Origin of the sequence: Streptomyces sp. NPDC001828 (assembly GCF_042892175.1) — a bacterium.
GTDB lineage: Bacteria > Actinomycetota > Actinomycetes > Streptomycetales > Streptomycetaceae > Streptomyces.
In genome coordinates, this window is the sequence record NZ_JBIATV010000024.1 from 15,702 (window position 1) to 32,809 (window position 17,108).

At 70.9% G+C, this 17,108-nt stretch carries 13 protein-coding genes, 1 other RNA gene and 1 pseudogene; 2 read left to right on the top strand and 13 right to left on the bottom strand.

Going from position 1 to position 17,108, the window contains the following annotated elements; all coding sequences use genetic code 11:
* Positions 1 to 62: 62 nt before the first annotated feature.
* The 5 genes from ACFYZA_RS39315 to ACFYZA_RS39335 all read right to left on the bottom strand — a co-directional run bounded on the left by ACFYZA_RS39315 (position 63) and on the right by ACFYZA_RS39335 (position 6,805).
* A complete protein-coding gene (locus ACFYZA_RS39315) occupies positions 63 to 1,400 on the bottom strand; it encodes a nitrate/nitrite transporter (protein ID WP_382598048.1) in 1,338 nt (445 codons plus the stop codon).
* 143 nt (positions 1,401 to 1,543) lie between these two features.
* Positions 1,544 to 2,701 (bottom strand): acyltransferase, encoded by a 1,158-nt coding sequence (locus tag ACFYZA_RS39320; RefSeq protein WP_388495033.1) that lies wholly within the window; start codon positions 2,699 to 2,701, stop codon positions 1,544 to 1,546.
* Complete coding sequence (locus tag ACFYZA_RS39325; protein ID WP_388495051.1) at positions 2,698 to 4,803, bottom strand: bifunctional polysaccharide deacetylase/glycosyltransferase family 2 protein; 2,106 nt, start codon at positions 4,801 to 4,803, stop codon at positions 2,698 to 2,700. Before ACFYZA_RS39325 ends, ACFYZA_RS39320 begins: the two co-directional genes overlap by 4 nt.
* Positions 4,804 to 5,012: 209 nt before the next feature.
* Positions 5,013 to 5,642: a hypothetical protein gene (locus ACFYZA_RS39330; protein WP_388495034.1), complete on the bottom strand. Its 630-nt coding sequence runs from the start codon at positions 5,640 to 5,642 to the stop codon at positions 5,013 to 5,015.
* A 152-nt stretch (positions 5,643 to 5,794) separates the two neighbouring features.
* Positions 5,795 to 6,805 carry a LysR family transcriptional regulator gene (locus tag ACFYZA_RS39335; protein ID WP_388495035.1) on the bottom strand — a complete coding sequence of 337 codons (1,011 nt, stop codon included), beginning with the start codon at positions 6,803 to 6,805 and terminating at the stop codon, positions 5,795 to 5,797.
* A gap of 102 nt (positions 6,806 to 6,907) precedes the next feature.
* On the opposite strand from ACFYZA_RS39335, the pseudogene ACFYZA_RS39340 reads away from it, so the two are divergent.
* Positions 6,908 to 8,110, top strand: a pseudogene (locus ACFYZA_RS39340) (MFS transporter); the annotation flags it as partial.
* 616 nt (positions 8,111 to 8,726) lie between these two features.
* On the opposite strand, the gene ssrA reads toward ACFYZA_RS39340, so the two are convergent.
* From ssrA to ftsE, 5 genes are all read right to left on the bottom strand, one after another.
* Positions 8,727 to 9,096, bottom strand: a transfer-messenger RNA (tmRNA) gene (gene ssrA, locus ACFYZA_RS39345).
* Between the two features lie 93 nt (positions 9,097 to 9,189).
* A complete protein-coding gene (gene smpB, locus ACFYZA_RS39350; RefSeq protein ID WP_100578625.1) occupies positions 9,190 to 9,702 on the bottom strand; it encodes an SsrA-binding protein SmpB in 513 nt (170 codons plus the stop codon).
* A gap of 34 nt (positions 9,703 to 9,736) precedes the next feature.
* A complete protein-coding gene (locus tag ACFYZA_RS39355; RefSeq protein WP_388495036.1) occupies positions 9,737 to 10,930 on the bottom strand; it encodes a S41 family peptidase in 1,194 nt (397 codons plus the stop codon).
* Between the two features lie 102 nt (positions 10,931 to 11,032).
* Positions 11,033 to 11,950: a permease-like cell division protein FtsX gene (ftsX, locus tag ACFYZA_RS39360; protein ID WP_382598010.1), complete on the bottom strand. Its 918-nt coding sequence runs from the start codon at positions 11,948 to 11,950 to the stop codon at positions 11,033 to 11,035.
* A gap of 46 nt (positions 11,951 to 11,996) precedes the next feature.
* On the bottom strand, positions 11,997 to 12,686 hold the full coding sequence (gene ftsE, locus ACFYZA_RS39365) for a cell division ATP-binding protein FtsE (RefSeq protein WP_382598008.1): 690 nt from the start codon (positions 12,684 to 12,686) through the stop codon (positions 11,997 to 11,999).
* 264 nt (positions 12,687 to 12,950) lie between these two features.
* Here ftsE and ACFYZA_RS39370 point away from each other — a divergent pair, with 264 nt between their 5' ends.
* Complete coding sequence (locus ACFYZA_RS39370; protein WP_382598006.1) at positions 12,951 to 13,142, top strand: hypothetical protein; 192 nt, start codon at positions 12,951 to 12,953, stop codon at positions 13,140 to 13,142.
* A gap of 86 nt (positions 13,143 to 13,228) precedes the next feature.
* Here the strand turns inward: ACFYZA_RS39370 and ACFYZA_RS39375 are convergent, their stop codons facing one another.
* The 3 genes from ACFYZA_RS39375 to ACFYZA_RS39385 form a co-directional block, all read right to left on the bottom strand.
* Positions 13,229 to 14,143 (bottom strand): hypothetical protein, encoded by a 915-nt coding sequence (locus ACFYZA_RS39375; protein WP_388495037.1) that lies wholly within the window; start codon positions 14,141 to 14,143, stop codon positions 13,229 to 13,231.
* Positions 14,144 to 14,588: 445 nt separating this feature from the next.
* Positions 14,589 to 15,695, bottom strand: coding sequence for a peptide chain release factor 2 (gene prfB, locus ACFYZA_RS39380; protein ID WP_382598002.1), 1,107 nt, complete (start codon positions 15,693 to 15,695; stop codon positions 14,589 to 14,591).
* Positions 15,696 to 15,774: 79 nt separating this feature from the next.
* A complete protein-coding gene (locus ACFYZA_RS39385) occupies positions 15,775 to 17,019 on the bottom strand; it encodes a serine/threonine-protein kinase (protein ID WP_382598000.1) in 1,245 nt (414 codons plus the stop codon).
* Positions 17,020 to 17,108 lie beyond the last annotated feature (89 nt).

Genomic DNA, 17,108 nt, shown 5'->3' on the forward strand with positions numbered 1-17,108 from the left:
GGGCGTGACGCCCGGGGTTCACCGTGATTTCCCGGGTGTTACGTCGCCCCTCGCGGCCAGGATCACACTTCCGCGTAGGCGGGCGCGGGCGCGGCCGACGCGGACGCCCCGGCGGGTGTGCGGACGTATACCGCCCAGGTCACCGCGGAGCAGGCCGCGTAACCGGCGAGGAAGGCGGCGAAGGCGGCGGTGCCGGTGCCCGAGGTCTGGAAGGACTGGCGGAAGGCGAGGTTGATGGCGAGCCCGCCGAGCCCGCCGACCGCCCCGACGATCCCCATCGCGGCCCCCGAGAGCCGCCTCCCGTAGGCCGCCGCCGCCTCCCCCGCGAGGCCCCGCGCGAGGGCCTTGGCCTGGAAGATGGCGGGGATCATCTTGTACGTGGAGCCGTTGCCGAGCCCGCTGAGCACGAACAGGGCGATGAACCCGGTGAGGAAGACGGGCAGCGACTTCTGTACGGAGGCGTACAGGACGACTCCCGTGGCGGCGGCCATCGCGGCGAAGTTCCACAGCGTGATGCGGGCGCCGCCGTAGCGGTCGGCGAGGCGGCCGCCGACGGGCCGGATCAGGGAGCCGAGCAGCGGCCCGATGAAGGTGAGCGAGGCGGCCTGCAAGGGGGTCCGGCCGAACTGGGTCTGGAGCACCAGGCCGAAGGCGAAGCCGTAGCCGATGAAGGAGCCGAAGGTGCCGACGTAGAGGAACGCCATGATCCAGGTGTGCCCGTCGCGCAGCGCCTCCCCGGCCGCGCCCTTGTCGCCCCGCACGGGCGCCAGGTTGTCCATGCCGAGCGCGGCTCCGAGCCCGGCGAGGGCGATGAGCGGCAGGTAGACGGCGAGCACGAGGCGCGGGTGGGTGGCGCCGGCGGTCGCGATGACGAGCAGCCCGACGAGCTGCACCACCGGTACGCCGATGTTGCCGCCGCCGGCGTTCAGGCCGAGTGCCCAGCCCTTCTCGCGGAGCGGGAAGAAGGCGTTGATGTTGGTCATCGAGGAGGCGAAGTTGCCGCCGCCCACCCCGGCGAGCGCGGCGACGAGCAGGAACGTGCCGTACGAGGTGCCCGGCTCCATCGCGAACCAGGCGGCGCCCGTCGGGACGAGGAGCAGCAGGGAGCTGAAGACGCTCCAGTTGCGGCCGCCGAAGCGGGCGACGGCGAAGGTGTACGGGATGCGGACGAGGGCGCCGACGAGGGTCGCCACCGAGATGAGGAAGAACTTGCCCGCGGGGTCGACTCCGTAGGCGGGGCCCATGAAGAGCACCATCACCGACCACAGGGTCCAGACGGAGAACCCGACGTGTTCGCAGAACACGGACAGGAGGAGGTTGCGCCGGGCGATCCGTTCGCCCGTCTCGCGCCAGAAGGTGTCGTCCTCCGGCTCCCACCGCTCGATCCAACGGCCAGCCATCATGCCTCCACGGTCGCAGCGCTTGTCGTGCCCGAGACCTTACGGAGGAGGGGTTTCGGCCGCGTGCCCGCGGGTGACCGGGGTGCAACCTTGTCTTCACGCGGTGCGGGCGGCGGCGGTGAGACCGCCGCCGCCCGGCGGCCTCAGGCGGGCCAGAGCCGTGGGCGGCGCTTGGCCGCCACGTCCTCGACCCAGCCGAAGCACAGCACGCACAGGCCGATGAGGGCCCAGGTCACCAGGAGCACCGGCCACGAGCTGTTGAGGAACTCGCCGGCGCCGGCCAGCGCGTCGATGCTCCACAGGTCGTCCCAGACCGTGGCGGCCACCAGGATGCACAGGTTGTGCCACAGGTAGATCGTCACGGCCCGCGAGTTGAGCAGGGTGATGAGCCGGTCCCAGCGGCGCAGCGGGGCGGGCCAGGTCGCCCAGGAGGGGCTGATGTGGAGCAGCAGGAAGACGGCGCCGAGCGACCACAGGGTCTGTGCCAGCGGGATCGAGTCGAGCTCGGTGTCGCCGAAGGGGGAGAACCCGCCGTGCACCGCCCACCAGAAGCCGACGGCCATCACGATCGGCGCGAGCGAGGGCACCAGGTAGTTCGGCAACTTCCGCAGTACGCCCGCCTGGTGGGCCATGCCGAGGATCCAGCAGGCGCCGAAGGTGGCGAAGTCGGTGAGCGCGGAGTCGACCCGCTCGGGCAGCCCGAGGTCCACGAACTCCAGGAGCGCCGAGAGCGCGACCGGCGCGAAGACCGTCGGCCACGGGAGGCGCCGGAGCATGGTCCTGAAGAGCGGCGAGAGCAGCACGAACCACAGGTAGGCGCGCAGGTACCAGAGCGGCTCGGCGAGGTTGGCGCCCCAGTTGTCGCCGAGCACGTGGTGGATGCCGGGCAGGTCGGCCGCGTACGGCGGGTCGCTGAGCGGGACCACCCAGAACAACAGGTGCCCCCACCACCAGGCGGGGTGCCCGTCGGATTCGGGGCCCCAGCCCTGGGCCAGCATGCCGGTGATGCCGACCGCGCCGAGCAGCCACATCGGCGGAAGCAGCCGGCGCAGCCTGCCCCGGACGACCTGGACGGCGGGCCGCTTCAGGGAGCGGGCCATCAGGTTTCCGGCGAGCGCGAACATCACGCCCATGGAGGGGAAGGCGAGCGGCAGCCAGGCCCAGCCCATCAGGTGGTAGAGCACCACCCGGAACAGGGCGAGGCCGCGCAGGAAGTCGAAGTAGCGGTCGCGGGAGGGCGGCCGGGGCGCCGGGGCGGGCGGGGTGGCCGCCGCCTCCGGCACCTCCACGTACGCGGTCATCCGGCGACCGCCTTCCGCTCGGCCGGGTTGCCCGGGGCCTCGACGGCGCCGGTGCGGCGCAGCTTCTGCCAGCGCAGCCGGCCGCCGGTGACCGCGGTGATCCAGGACTGGAGCAGCACGACGTACATCAACTGCCGGTACAGGACCTGCTGGAGGGGCAGGGACAGCAGATGGGTGAGCCGTTCCTTGTCGAGCCGGAACGCGTAGGCGGCGCACACCCCCTGGATCGCGAGCACGACGAGCCAGGCCACGATGGTCTGTTCGGTCTTGCCGAAGACGATCCCGTACAGCAGGAAGATGTCGATGAGCGGGGCGAGGAGCGGGGCCACCACCATGAACAGGGAGACGAGCGGCAGGCCGATGCGGCCGAAGCGGCCCGATGCGCCGCGGTCCTTGATGGCGCCGCGGTGCTTCCAGATCGCCTGCATGGTGCCGTACGACCAGCGGTAGCGCTGCGACCAGAGCTGCTGGACCGACTCGGGGGCCTCGGTCCAGGCGCGGGCGTTCTCGGCGTAGACCACGCGCCAGCCGTCGCGGTGGATGGCCATGGTGATGTCGGTGTCCTCGGCGAGGGTGTCCTCGCTCATGCCGCCGACCCGCTCCAGGGCCTGGCGGCGGAACGCGCCGACCGCGCCGGGGATGGTGGGCATGATGCCCATCAGGTCGTACATGCGGCGGTCGAGGTTGAAGCCCATCACGTACTCGATGTGCTGCCAGGCGCCGATGAGCGAGTCCCGGTTGCCGACCTTGGCGTTGCCCGCGACCGCGCCGACGCGCGAGCTGCCGAAGGGCTGCACCAGTTCGCGTACGGTGCCGGGCTCGAAGACGGTGTCGCCGTCCATCATCACGACGATCTCGTAACGGGCGTGCGCGATGCCGTTGTTGAGGGCGGCGGGCTTGCCCGCGTTCTCCTGGCGCACCACGCGGACGTTGGGATGGCCGAGCGCCTCGACGATGTCGGCGGTGCCGTCGCTCGAACCGTCGTCGATGACGATCACTTCGATCGGATGATCGCTCGCCATGAGCGAACGAATGGTGTTGGCGATGCACTCGCGCTCGTTGTACGCGGGCACGAGCACGGAGACCGGTTCGGTGACCGGCGGCCCCCACGCGAAGTCCTTGCGGCGCACCTTGCGGGCGTGCACGAAGGACAGGACCAGCATCAGGCCGAAGCGGGTGAAGACGAGCACGCCGATGACGGCGAGGCCGACGACCAGGAAGTCGGTGGTGTGCTCGGCGACTTGTACGGCACCGACGAACGCCTGGCCCTTCCACAGGTCCATGCCGCTGACCGGGGTGAGCGCGCTGGGCGCGCCGAGGGCGGTGGTGAGGTTGACGAAGGTGTAGCCCGACTCCTGCATGTCCGGCAGGAACTTGTCGAGCGCCGCCACGGTCTGCGAGCGGTCGCCGCCGAAGTCGTGCATCAGGACGACGGCGCCCTTGTCGTCCTCAGGGGTGGCGTTGTGAATGATCTTCTTGACGCCGGGCCGCTGCCAGTCCTCGCTGTCCGTGGAGTCCAGCGCCACGACGTAGCCCTTGCTGCCGACGTACTGGACGACCGGCCAGGTGTCGTTGTCCATGGCGTCGGCGAACGAGGAGTACGGCGGCCGGAACAGCGAGCTGTGCACCCCCGCGGCGCCCGCGAGCGCGAGCTGGTTCTCGGAGAGCTCCCGGTCGATCCGCGACTTCGACTGGTAGGACAGATCGGGGTGGTTGAAGGTGTGCAGACCCACCTCGTGGCCCTCGGCGACCATGCGCTTGATGAGGTCGGGGTAGCGCGAGGCGTTGGTCCCGGTGACGAAGAAGACGGCGTGCGCGTGGTACTTCTTCAGCTCGTCCAGGATCTTCGGGGTCCAGGTCGGGTCCGGGCCGTCGTCGAAGGTGATGACGATCTTGTGGTCCGGTATCTGGAGGCTGACCGGCTTGCCGGGGGTGCGCGCGTCGATGACCGGGCCGCCGTCGATGATCTTCTCGGGCACCTTGTCGGTGGGCGCGGGATCGCGGACGCGGTGGTCCGCGGAGATCTCGCTGTGCACATAGCCGCGCAGCATCAGCATCGCGACGAGCGCGACGAGCAGGAGCAGCGGCAGCAGATACCGCATGGGCAGCCGCTTGCGCCGCGTTGGCCGCGGCTTGGCCTGGGTGGTTCTCATGGCAGGTGTCGTTACGCCTTCGGGCCGGTACGCCGAGGTGGCCGTACGGGGTTGGTGCTCAGGGCCGTCGCTTCCGGGCCACTGCGGGCGGGCCGGGGACGGGGTACTCGGGGCCGTCGCTCCCGGGCCACTGCGGGCGGGCCGGGAGCCGGCGGAGCTCAGGCGCCGGTCTTGCCGGCGGTGGGGGTGATCGCGCCGTTGGCCGGCTTGTGCGAGGCACTGGGGCGCAGGGAGACCTTGGTGTTCACGGGGCTGTGTCCCGTGACGGGCGTGGCGTTGTGCGAGGTCTTGGCGAGCTTCGACGCCTTGGGCGAGGGGGACCTGGGCACGCCGTGCGTGGGGGCCACGACCTCCTTCGGGGAGGCCTTCGGCTGCGGGGCCTGCGAGGCGGTCGCCCGGGGCGGCGCGGTGACGGCGTCGGCCTTCCCGCCGTCGGGGAGGTCGAGGCCGGGGGCCTGGGAGTTGCCGCCGAGCAGCGAGCCGACGAGCGCCACGGCGAAGCCGGTGGCGGCGAGTCCGCAGAGCCAGCCGAGCCCGCGCAGCTTCTTGCCGCGCCGCCCGCTGGCGTCGACGAACACCGGCCGGTCGTGGCCCTGCTGGGCCGGGATGCCCGGCAGCGGGTTGAAGACGGGGATCTCCACGGTCGGTGACCGCTCGACCGGTTCCTTCTTGATCAACTCCGCCGCGAAGACGCCGAGTTGCATCGTCGCGTCGGGCGACGGCGGGCGATCCGCCGACTGGCCGGAACGGGGCTGTCCGCCCGGCCCGTTGGATATCCGACTGTCCATGTTCGTACGCACTCCCTGAATGTGTTTCGCGGGTTGCGCGCACGACTCCCGGGCGCCACATCCGGAACGAGGAGACCCCACTCGTTCCGCGCGCCCCCATATCCCGCCGCACCCGGGCGATGAATGTAGCGCACGAGACTGTGGACATGTGTTCACGTATCGCGTGATGTTCGCCTTAGCCCGGCCACATGCGGGGCATCGGCCGCCATCAGGGACATGTCGGGCGCCGGAAGCCAGCTTCCGTGGGGCATTTCCAACCATCCGTGCGCCGCCGAGGCTTCGCGCGCGACCCCCCGCAGGACGCGCACGCCGGGATGCGCGAGCCCCCTGCGCCACACCAGGGACACCGGAGCCAGCGGTACGGGCCCGGTCAGCGGCCGCACCACCATGCCGGGTACGTCCATGAACTCGGTGCTGGCGAGCACCGACCAGCCCTGCTTGCGCACCACCCGTACGAACTCCTCCTCGCCCGCGATCTCCGGGAAGGGTGCGGCCGCCCGGATCCCGCGCCCGGCGAAGAGCCGCTCGGCCAGGTCGGTCCACTCGACGGTGGCCGGATTGCCGGCCGCCACGTACAGCGTCTCGCCGGCCAGCGCGTCGAGGGGGACCTCGGCCAGGCCCGCGAGCCGGTGGCCCGCGTCGAGGAGCACCGCCATCCGTTCGAAGCGCACCGGCTGGTGGTCGAGCCCCGCGAGGACCGTGGGGTCGAGCCCGGCCACCCGGCCGAAGGAGACGTCGAGGCGCCCGGCGAGGATCTCGGCGGCGGCCCCGGTGAGCCCGCTGATGAACCGGGCCACGAACTCGACGCCGGGGGCCCGTTCGCGGGCCCCGGCGAGCACCCGCGCACCGGTACCGACGGGCGCCGAGACGTCGACGAGCAGCGGCCTCTCGGCGCCACCGCCCGCCCACGCGTCGCGCAGTTCGTCGTGCGCGGCGAGCACCCTGCGGGCGTACGGCAGCAGCCTCGCGCCGTCGGCGGTGAGCTCCACGGCCCGGGTGGTCCGCACGAAGAGGCCGGTGCCCAACTCCCGCTCCAGGCGCCGGATGTCACGGCTCAGCGCCTGCTGGGCGACGAAGAGCCGGGCGGCCGCGCGGGTGAAGTGGAGCTCCTCGGCGACGGCGACGAAGGAGCGCAGCAGGCGCGGGTCGGTGTCATGGGGCACACCGGGCAGTCAACAACAGCGCGGGCACCCACAACAAGAGTGGGTGAATGGGCGCTGATCAGGTGTTGGACCCCCGTACGCGGCCCCCGAGAGGATCGGGGCATGCCGCAAACAACCCCGCTCGGCCGCCGCCGGGACGCCTACATACGCCTGTTCCGCACGCCCGGCGCCCTCGCCTTCACGCTGGGCAATCTCGTCGCCCGGCTCCCCATGGGCATGTTCGGCGTCAGCGCCGTGTTCATGATCGCGGGCACCCGTGGCTCCTACGCCCTCGCGGGCGCGGTCACCGCCACCGGGCTCGCCGCGACCGCGCTGGTCGCACCGTGGACGGCCCGGCTCGTCGACCGGTACGGCCAGGCCCGGATCGCCGTGCCGGCGACGGCCGTCGCGGCCGCCGGCTCGCTCGCCCTGCTCCTGTGCGTACGCCTCGGCGCCCCCGACTGGACCCTGTTCGCCGCGTACGCCGCGACCGCCACCACCCCCAACACCGGCGGCATGTCCCGGGCCCGCTGGGCCCATCTGCACCGGGACGACCCGGCGGTCCTGCACACCGCCAACTCCTTCGAGCAGGCCGTCGACGAGCTCTGCTTCATGCTCGGCCCGGTCGTCGCCGCGCTGCTCTGCTCGGCGCTGTTCCCCGAGGCGGGCACGCTCGTCGGCGCGGTCCTGCTGATGACCGGCATCCTGCTCTTCACCGCCCAGCGCGCGACCGAGCCGCCCGCCGCACCCCGCACGAAGGGCGCCAAGTCCCCTGTGCGGACAAGGGGGTTCGCCCCGCTGCTCGCCGTCTTCCTCGCGACCGGCGCGGTCTTCGGCTCCCTGGAGGTGGTGACCATCGCGTACGCCGACGGGCTCGGCCACCGCTCGGCGGCCGGCGGGGTGCTCGCGCTCCAGGCCGCCGGATCCTGCGCGGCCGGGCTCCTGTACGGGTCGGCGCGGCCGGCCTCCAGCGCGTCCCGCCGTCTGGTGGGCTGCGTCGCCGCGATGGCCGCGCTGATGTGCCTTCCGCTGCTCGCGGCGCGGGCCACCGGCTCGCTCGCGGCGCTCGCGGCGGCGCTGCTCTGCGCGGGCGCCGCGACCGCGCCCACCATGGTCACCGGCATGACCCTGGTCCAGCGGCGCACGCCCGAGGGGCAGTTGAACGAGGGCATGACCCTCGCGGTCACCGCGATCCTCGGCGGCATCGCGGCCGGTTCGGCCCTCGGCGGCCAGGTCATCGAGCAAGCGGGCGCGGAGATGGGCTACTTGGTCCCGGTCTGCGCGGCATCCCTCGCCCTGCTGGTGAGCGCCGCCGGACACGGGCGGTACGCTGCACCGCCCCGCCGATGGGCGGGACGTCCCCTCCGCTTGAGTATGACCGTGTGTCAGGAAAGGCCGATCCCCATGGCCATGAAGAAGTCGACGATCCAGCAGCAGGTAGCCGAGGCGATCGCGCAGGCCAATCCGCAGGACCGCCCCCTCGTCACGATCCAGGCGATAGCGGGCCCCAGCGTCTGGCTGATGAGCATGTTCGGCGTCATAGGCCAGGCCTTTCTGACGTACTACTTCATCACCGTGACCCAGCAGGCAGTGCTTCTGCACCGGGCCAGCCGGATGAGCAACCGACCGCAGGAGATCGTCGTCGCGATCCCGCCGAACGAGGCGATGCGCATGATCAGCGACGTCCGCCGCAACACCCTGTGGAGCTCGTTCCGCTGCCAGCTGCCGGGACAGCCGAAGCCGACGCGCATGAACGTGCACCGCATGTGGCGCAACGAGATGGACCAGCTCCTCGGCATGCTGACCGGCCAGCCGGTCGCCTGATCCGCACCCGCGCGGCCCTCCCGGGCTCGCCCGGACACGACAAAGGCCCGGCCGCTCGAAAGCGACCGGGCCTTTGCCTACATGGGGCGAGGAGATCCGGAAATCCGGTGCTCCTCGATCGTGGAGATGGCGGGAATCGAACCCGCGTCCAACGGTGCAAAAACAGGGCTTCTCCGTGTGCAGTTCGCTGCGATTTTCTCGGCCCCGGCAATCACGCGAACAAGTCGCCGACGGGCCCAGCCACTGTTTGATTTCCTTCTAAACCCCGTGACCGGGTCTAGAAGTTTAGTTCCCTAGCTGATGCCAGGATCCGGGTCGGGAACAGCCCCGGGCTGACACTTCGCAAGTCGCTACTTAGGCAGCGAGGGCGAAGGAATCGCGCTTGGTGTTGGCGATTATTGTTTGCGACATATGGTTTACGAGATCATTGCCGCTTCCTCGACACGCTTCCCCTGCTTCGACATCCGCTGTCGAAACCGATCATCCCCATGTGGTGTTTTCAAAACGCGCACCCGCTGTGAGGTGCACGGCCCATCGTACGTGACCAACGCCCGAGGGTGCCAGCCTATTCCGCGCGGGCCCTACCTCAGGCTGGCCCGCTCCTTGCGCTTGACGGCGGAGATCGCGCGGTCCGTCTCGCGGCGGTCCTGCTTCTCGCGCAGCGTCTGACGCTTGTCGTACTCCTTCTTGCCCTTGGCGAGCGCGATCTCGATCTTGGCCCGGCCGTCCTTGAAGTACAGCGCGAGGGGCACGATCGTGTGACCCGACTCCCCGGACTTCGCCTCCAGCTTGTCGATCTCGACCCGGTGCAGCAGCAGCTTCCGCTTGCGCCGCGCGCTGTGGTTGGTCCAGGTGCCCTGCGCGTACTCCGGCACGTGCACGTTGTGCAGCCAGGCCTCGCCGCCGTCGATCTGGACGAAACCGTCGACCAGGGAGGCGCGGCCCTGGCGCAGCGACTTCACCTCGGTACCGGTGAGCACGAGCCCGCACTCATAGGTGTCGATGATGAGGTAGTCGTGCCGTGCCTTCTTGTTCTGCGCGACCAGCTTGCGCTTGCTGTCCTTCTCTTTGTCCTTGCCCGTGTTCTTAGCCATAGTGCGGCCATTTTCGCACCTCGGCGCAACAGGTTTAAGACGTGCCGCCCAGACCGCTCAGAACCGTCTCGGCGTGTTCGAGGGGCCGGTCCGTGACGGGAAGGTCCGGGGTGATGCCCCTGCCGTCGAGGCCGTGGCCCGAGGGCGTGCGGTAGTGGCCGACGGTCAGCTCGGCGACCGAGCCGCCCGCGAGGCCGGTGGGCATCTGCACCGAGCCCTTGCCGAAGGTGCGCGAGCCCACGGTGACCGCGCGGCCCCGGTCCTGGAGCGCGCCGGTCAGGAGCTCGGCCGCACTCATGGTGCCGCCGTCGATCACCACGACCAGGGGCCGCTCGCCGTCCCCGCCACCGCTCGCGTACAGGGCCCGCTGGGAGCCGTGCACGTCGTACGTGGCGACCAGGCCGCCGGGCAGGAACGCGGAGGCGGCGGTGACGGCCTCGCCGACCAGGCCGCCGCTGTTGCCCCGCAGGTCGAGCAGGATCCCGGCGCCCTTGGGAGCCCGGCGCACGGCCGTGCGCACCTGCTCGCCCGTGCCCTTCGTGAAGGCGGTCACCTTGATCATCACGACCTGGGCGGAGAGGTTCCGGACGGAGACGTCCTCGGTGTCCAGGACCGCGCGGTCCAGGGTCTCGGTCCAGACGCGCGAGCCGCGCCCGAGACCGATGGCCACCCTGCTCCCGGCCGCGTCGCCGCGAAGCCGGGCGACCACGTCGGTGACGGGCTGCCCGTCCGTGGACCGTCCGTCGATGCTGCGGAGGAGGTCACCGGGCTCGATACCGGCCCGGGCGGCGGGTCCGCCGGCCTTGACCCGGGTGACCCGGGTGCGGCCGTCGGCGGCGCGGGCGACCCAGAGGCCGACGCCGGTGTAGCGGCCGTCGAGGGCGTCCGCGTACTGCTCGTACTCCGCCTTGTCGTACACCGCGCCCCAGCGGTCCCCGCTGCGGCCCACGGCCTCCTCGGCGGCCCGGCTCGCGGACTTCCCGTCGGCCTCGGCGTCGGCGGCCGCGCGCCGCACGTCCTCGGCGGTGCGGTCGCCGCCACGGGTGGTGTGGCCCTCGCGCGGATCGACGGCGGCGGCGGGGCCGGCCGCCAACGCGGTGGGGTGCTGCTCGGCGCGCGGCAGGCAGTTGGTCGCGGCCGCGGTCAGCAGAACGCTCGCGAACACCAATGTCAGAGCCGCCCCGCGGCGCACACCGCGGGGCCTGGGACAGAGGTCCGGACCCGACATGGCGCCGAGTCTAGGACAGACTCCGGGCGCGGCAGGGGCTGTTGCTCCTACCGCGCCCGGGGCGTATGTCACACGCGGGGTCGGGACTCCGAGGTGCCGGCGTCAGACCTTGAGGTACTTGCGCAGCGCGAAGAAGGCCGCGAGCGCGGGCATCAGAACGCTGGCCGCGAGGACCAGCGGCAGCTTGGCGAGCACCGCGTCCCAGCCGATGAAGTTGATCAGGTTCAGCTTGTGCGCCAGGTCGAGACCGTGGTCGATCATGAAGTACCGGCCGACCACCAGGAAGCCCGCGGCGGCCACACCGCCCATCAGGCCCGCGAAGGCGGCCTCCATGATGAACGGCGCCTGGATGTAGAAGCTCGACGCACCGACCAGGCGCATGATCCCCGTCTCGCGCCGCCTGCTGAAGGCCGAGACGCGGACGGTGTTGACGATCAGCATCAGGGCGACGACCAGCATCACGCACATGACCAGCATCGCCGCCACGTTCATGCCGTTGAGCAGCCCGAACAGGTTCTCCAGGATGCCCTTCTGGTCCTGCACGGACTGGACGCCGTCACGGCCCGCGAAGGCGGTGGCCACCACGTTGAACTTCTCCGGGTCCTTGAGCTTGACCCGGAAGGACTCCTGCATCTGGTCCGGCGTGATCGAACCGGCCATCGGGGAGCCGCCGAACTGCTCCTTGTAGTGCTTGAACGCCTCGTCGGCCGACTCGTACGACACCGTCTGGACGACGTCCAGCTTCTTGAGGTCGCCCTCGATGTCCTTCTTCTGCTGGGCCGTCACCGCGCCCTTGGCGCACTTGGCGACGCTCTCGGCGTCCGCCTTGTTGCAGAGGAAGATCGAGACGTTGACCTTGTCGTACCAGTAGCCCTTCATGTTGTTGACCTGGTCCCGCATCAGCAGCGAACCGCCGAACAGGGCCAGGGAGAGGGCGACGGAGACGACTACGGCGATCGTCATGGTCAGGTTGCGACGGAGACCGACCCCGATCTCCGAGAGAACGAACTGGGCGCGCATGGCGACGATTTCAGCCTTTCAGTGCTCGACGAGTGCTCTACGGCGCTCAGTGCTGGTAGCCGTAGACGCCGCGCGCCTGGTCCCGTACGAGACGGCCGGACTCCAGCTCGATGACGCGCTTGCGCATCTGGTCGACGATGTTCTGGTCGTGGGTCGCCATGATTACGGTGGTGCCGGTCCGGTTGATCCGGTCGAGCAGCTTCATGATGCCGACGGAGGTCTGCGGGTCGAGGTTGCCGGTCGGCTCGTCCGCGATGAGCAGCATGGGCCGGTTGACGAAGGCGCGGGCGATGGCCACGCGCTGCTGCTCACCACCGGAGAGCTCACCGGGCCTGCGGTCCTCCTTGCCGCCGAGCCCGACGAGGTCGAGCACCTGCGGCACGGCCTTGCGGATCTCGCCGGGCGGCTTCCCGATGACTTCCTGGGCGAACGCCACGTTCTCCGCAACGGTCTTGTTGGGGAGCAGCCTGAAGTCCTGGAAGACCGTGCCCAGTTGGCGCCGCATGTGCGGCACCTTCCAGTTGGAGAGCCGGGCGAGGTCCTTGCCCAGTACGTGCACCTGCCCATGGCTGGCGCGCTCTTCACGCAGGATCAGCCTGAGGAAGGTCGACTTCCCGGAACCGGACGAGCCGACGAGGAAGACGAACTCACCCTTCTCGATGTCGAGGGAGACTTCCCGCAGGGCTGGTCGGTTCTGCTTGGGATAGGTCTTGGAGACATTGTCGAATCGGATCACGGGTGCACCACGGTCGGCCGGGAGTATAGGTGTGCGTGACCTTACGCGAACGGAACGAGCCCGCGCAGGCCCCGTCCGTGGATGCCCCTTATGTCCCTTGGGTTCCGGGGCGGGATGGGGAGGAATCAGGCGGGGCGCGCCGAAACGCGCGCGAGCTGGCACAGTGGTAGGGGGAACGGTTGCGTTTCCCTGAGCGTTGAGCGGAGAGACAGCGCGTTGGACAGTTGTATGCGCCGGCTCCGCCGCGCGGGAGGAGGAGAGCGCATGACCTATGACCGATTGGTGTGCGCCAACTGCGCGGCGCCCGTGAGCGAGGGCCGCTGCCGCGTCTGCCGGGCGAACCGGGAGCGTCTGCAGCAGGAGAGCCAGTGGGGGGCCCTGAGCCCCGCGGCGCTCGTCACCCTGCTGATCGTGCTGGTGGGCGCTCTGGCCCTGCTGGCTCACCAGACCGTCTGAGAGCCGGTCCTTCACGCCGTACGACACGAGAGGGCCCCGGGTGCGTGATCGCACCCGGGGCCCTCTCGTGTGTCCGCTGTCGCTGGTTACGCGACGTTACGGCCGCTGCCGACCAGACGCGGCATGAAGCGGAAGCCGACGCCACCCGCGATCATGGTCGCGGCGCCGATGAGCAGGAAGGTCGTCCCGCCCGCACCGGTGGCGGCCAGCTCGTCCTTCTGCTGCCCCTGCTCGACCGGCTGCGACCCGACGGTGTCGGGGTTGGTGCCGGTGTTGCCCGTGGTGCCCGTGGAACCGGTCGAGCCCGTGGTGCCGGTGGAGCCCGTGCTGCCGGTCGAACCGGTGGAGCCGGTGGAGCCGGTGGAGCCCGTGCTGCCGGTCGAGCCCGTGGAACCGGTCGAACCCGTGGTGCCCGAGGACGTGCTCGAACCCGTGGTGCCGGACGACGTGGTCGAACCGGTCGTGCCGGACGACGTGGTCGAGCCGGTCGTACCCGAGGAGGTGGTCGAGCCCGTGGTGCCGGACGACGTGGTGGAGCCCGTCGTGCCGGACGAGGTGGTCGAGCCCGTGGTGCCCTCGGACGTCGTCGAGCCCGTGGTACCCGAGGACGTCGTCGAGCCGGTGGTGCCCTCCGAGGTCGTCGAGCCCGTGGTACCCGCGGACGTCGTCGAGCCGGTGGTGCCCTCAGAGGTCGTCGAACCCGTGGTACCCGCGGAGGTCGTGGAACCGGTGGTGCCCTCGGAGGTGGTCGAGCCGGTGGTGCCCTCAGAGGTCGTCGAGCCGGTGGTGCCCTCGGAGGTGGTCGAACCCGTGGTGCCGCCCGTCGGGAGGCAGAGCGGGTTGGTCGGGCTGCACGGCTCGTCGAGCACGCTCGCCGTCTTGTTCTCGTTGGAGTCGGCACCGACGGCCTGGGCCGCCCCCGCTGCGGTCAGGGACGCGCCGGCGGCAATCACCGCACCGGCAGCTATCCGCGCGAAGCGGACCCGAGTTTGCTTGGTCATCTGCCTGCTACCCCCAGTAGCTAATTCGTCGTGGAGCAGCGCCCGGGGCGGCAACGCGGGAGGTCGATGAGGGCCCCTCCCCTGTCACACGCGCCCCAGAATTACGCATGCCGCGCGTTAGCTTTGCCAGTTTTAAAGATGGCGTCAAGGTCGTTGCGTACGCAATGCCCGATTTCAGCTCACTTGCCGGGCGTACGGGAATACGACTGTGACAGAAGACCCGAACTGACGCTCCCCGCCGGGGAGTTGCGATGTCGACAAAGCTCCGAGTCGCTCAATTAACGCTTGCGTCGGCGAATTCGGCCGTGCGGCGCTCGGGCGCACCGCTTCCGGCACCGAAGCACCGCCGAAACGGCACACGGCCCGCACAACGAACGACGCCGGACCCCGTGAAAGGGTCCGGCGTCGTCGAGTGCCCGGGTCCGTAAGCGGCCCTCGGCGGGGGCTACTTCTCCTGCTGCTTGCGCCAGCGGATGCCGGCTTCGAGGAAGCCGTCGATCTCGCCGTCGAGGACCGCCTGCGGGTTGCCGACCTCGAACTCGGTGCGCAGGTCCTTCACCATCTGGTACGGGTGCAGGACGTACGAACGCATCTGGTTGCCCCAGGAGTTGCCGCCGTCGCCCTTGAGCGAGTCCATCAGCGCCTGCTCCTCCTGGCGGCGGCGCTCAAGGAGCTTGGCCTGCAGGACGTTCATGGCGCTCGCCTTGTTCTGGATCTGCGAGCGCTCGTTCTGGCAGGACACCACGATGCCGGTCGGGATGTGCGTGATGCGGACCGCGGAGTCCGTGGTGTTGACGCCCTGGCCGCCCGGGCCCGACGCGCGGTACACGTCGATGCGCAGCTCGGACTCGTCGATCTCGACGTGGTCGGACTGCTCGACGACGGGCAGCACCTCGACGCCCGCGAAGGACGTCTGGCGGCGGCCCTGGTTGTCGAAGGGCGAGATGCGGACCAGGCGGTGCGTGCCCTGCTCGACGGAGAGCGTGCCGTAGGCGTAGGGGGCGTTGACCACGAAGGTGGTCGACTTGATGCCGGCCTCTTCCGCGTACGAGGTCTCGTACACCTCGGTCTTGTAGCCGTGCCGCTCGGCCCAGCGCAGGTACATGCGCTGGAGGCGCTCGGCGAAGTCCGAGGCGTCGACGCCGCCGGCCTCGGCGCGGATGTTGACCAGCGCCTCGCGGGAGTCGTACTCGCCGGAGAGGAGCGTACGGACCTCCATCTCGTCCAGCGCCTTGCGGACGGACTCCAGCTCGGCCTCGGCCTCGGTGCGGGTGTCCGGGTCGTCCATCTCCTCGGCGAGCTCGAAGAGCACCGCGAGGTCGTCGATCCGGCCGCGCAGGGCCTCGGTCTTGCGCAGCTCCGCCTGGAGGTGCGAAAGCTTGCTGGTGATCTTCTGCGCCGCCTCCGGGTCGTCCCACAGGGACGGGGCGGCCGCCTGCTCCTCGAGCACGGCGATGTCCGCCCGCATCGTGTCGAGGTCCAGGACGGCCTCGATCGACCCCATGGTCGAGGAGAGGGACTTCAGCTCTTCGGATACATCGACGACTGCCACGGGTCCAGCGTAACGGCTGCGCGCTCCGGCGTTCCCCGGGCCGCCGGATCACGGGCTTCCCGGCCGGATCCGGGGCCGCCTACGGCAGGACGGGCGCCGAGTTCTTGGTGTCCTGCGGCGGCTGCTGCTTGCCGGAGTCGTCGCTCAGGGCCAGCCAGCCGCCGACGCCGACCGCCGCGGCGAGCGCGACCGCCGAGGCCGTCAGGACGAGGCGGCGCTTGCGGACCTGGTCGGCGCGGTGACGGGCGGAGCCCGGCCGGGGCGCCCCCGCCGGGCGGGGCGCGCGTGCGGTGCCCAGCGGGCCGCCGGCCAGCTCGTCCGGACCGGGCACCCGCATGCTGGTGTGGGTGTCACGGTTCGCGGAGTCGTGCCCCGCCCCGGGCACCAGCGGGACCGCGCCCCGGCGGGGGGTGGTGGGGACGGTCGGGTACGGGTCCTCGTACGCCTCCTCGTCCTCGGCCCCCTCGGCGTCCGGCTCGTCCACGTCGAGCGGGGGCATGCCCGCCACCAGCGGGAGCAGTTCGCGCAGCCGCACCGAGAGCTCGGAGGCGCGCAGGCGCGAGGCCGGTGCCTTGGCCAGGCACTGGACGATCAGCTGCCACAGCTCGTCGGGGATGCCGGGAAGCGGGACCACGGTCTCGGTCACATGGCGGCGCAGGACGGCGCCGGGGTGGCCGCCGCCGAACGGGGTGAAGCCCGCGAGCAGTTCGTACAGGACGGTCGCGAGCGCGTAGATGTCCACGGCGGCGCGCGGCGGGAGGCCCTCGACGATCTCCGGGGCCAGGTAGTCCGGGGTGCCGATGATCCGGGTCGCCTTGGTGCGGCGGGGGGTGTCGATGAGCTTGGCGACGCCGAAGTCGGTCAGCAGCGCGGGGTGGGCGCCGCCGGGGCCGAGCGGGCCCTGCATGTCCAGGAGGATGTTCTCGGGCTTGACGTCCCGGTGCACCACACCGGCCGCGTGGGCGGCTGCGAGCCCGTCGGCGACGTCGGCCGCGATGGCCACGGCCGCCTCGGGGGCGAGCCTGCGCTCGCGGTCCAGACGGGTGCGGACGTCGGTGCCCCGGATCAGGTCCATGACGAGGGCGAGGTCGTTGCCGTCGACGACCAGATCGCGCACGCCCACCACGTTGGGGTGGTCGAGGCCGAGCAGGGCGGTGCGCTCCTGGACGAAGCGGCCCACCAGCTCCTGATCGGCGGCCAGGTCTTCGCGCAGCAGCTTGATGGCGACGGGGCCCTCGGGCCCTTCGCCGAGCCACACCGTGCCGGCGCTGCCGCGGCCCAGGATCTGGTGGGCGGTGTACCGGCTGCCGATATTCCGTGCCAAGACTGCTCCCTCAGCGGCTGGCTGTGCACGCTGAGGCTACGCGGCCGGGACGCCAACCTTCACTTCTGGCGCCGAAATCACCCTCTGGA

What these genes read in the sequence shown, in the direction of transcription:
- ACFYZA_RS39325 (WP_388495051.1), bottom strand. Translation starts at nt 4,803, where the DNA reads ATGCGGTATCTGCTGCCGCTGCTCCTGCTCGTCGCGCTCGTCGCGATG.
- ACFYZA_RS39320 (WP_388495033.1), bottom strand. Translation starts at nt 2,701, where the DNA reads ATGACCGCGTACGTGGAGGTGCCGGAGGCGGCGGCCACCCCGCCCGCC.
- ACFYZA_RS39355 (WP_388495036.1), bottom strand. Translation starts at nt 10,930, where the DNA reads ATGTCGGGTCCGGACCTCTGTCCCAGGCCCCGCGGTGTGCGCCGCGGG.
- ftsX (WP_382598010.1), bottom strand. Translation starts at nt 11,950, where the DNA reads ATGCGCGCCCAGTTCGTTCTCTCGGAGATCGGGGTCGGTCTCCGTCGC.
- ACFYZA_RS39315 (WP_382598048.1), bottom strand. Translation starts at nt 1,400, where the DNA reads ATGGCTGGCCGTTGGATCGAGCGGTGGGAGCCGGAGGACGACACCTTC.
- ACFYZA_RS39330 (WP_388495034.1), bottom strand. Translation starts at nt 5,642, where the DNA reads ATGGACAGTCGGATATCCAACGGGCCGGGCGGACAGCCCCGTTCCGGC.
- ACFYZA_RS39370 (WP_382598006.1), top strand. Translation starts at nt 12,951, where the DNA reads ATGACCTATGACCGATTGGTGTGCGCCAACTGCGCGGCGCCCGTGAGC.
- smpB (WP_100578625.1), bottom strand. Translation starts at nt 9,702, where the DNA reads ATGGCTAAGAACACGGGCAAGGACAAAGAGAAGGACAGCAAGCGCAAG.
- ACFYZA_RS39375 (WP_388495037.1), bottom strand. Translation starts at nt 14,143, where the DNA reads ATGACCAAGCAAACTCGGGTCCGCTTCGCGCGGATAGCTGCCGGTGCG.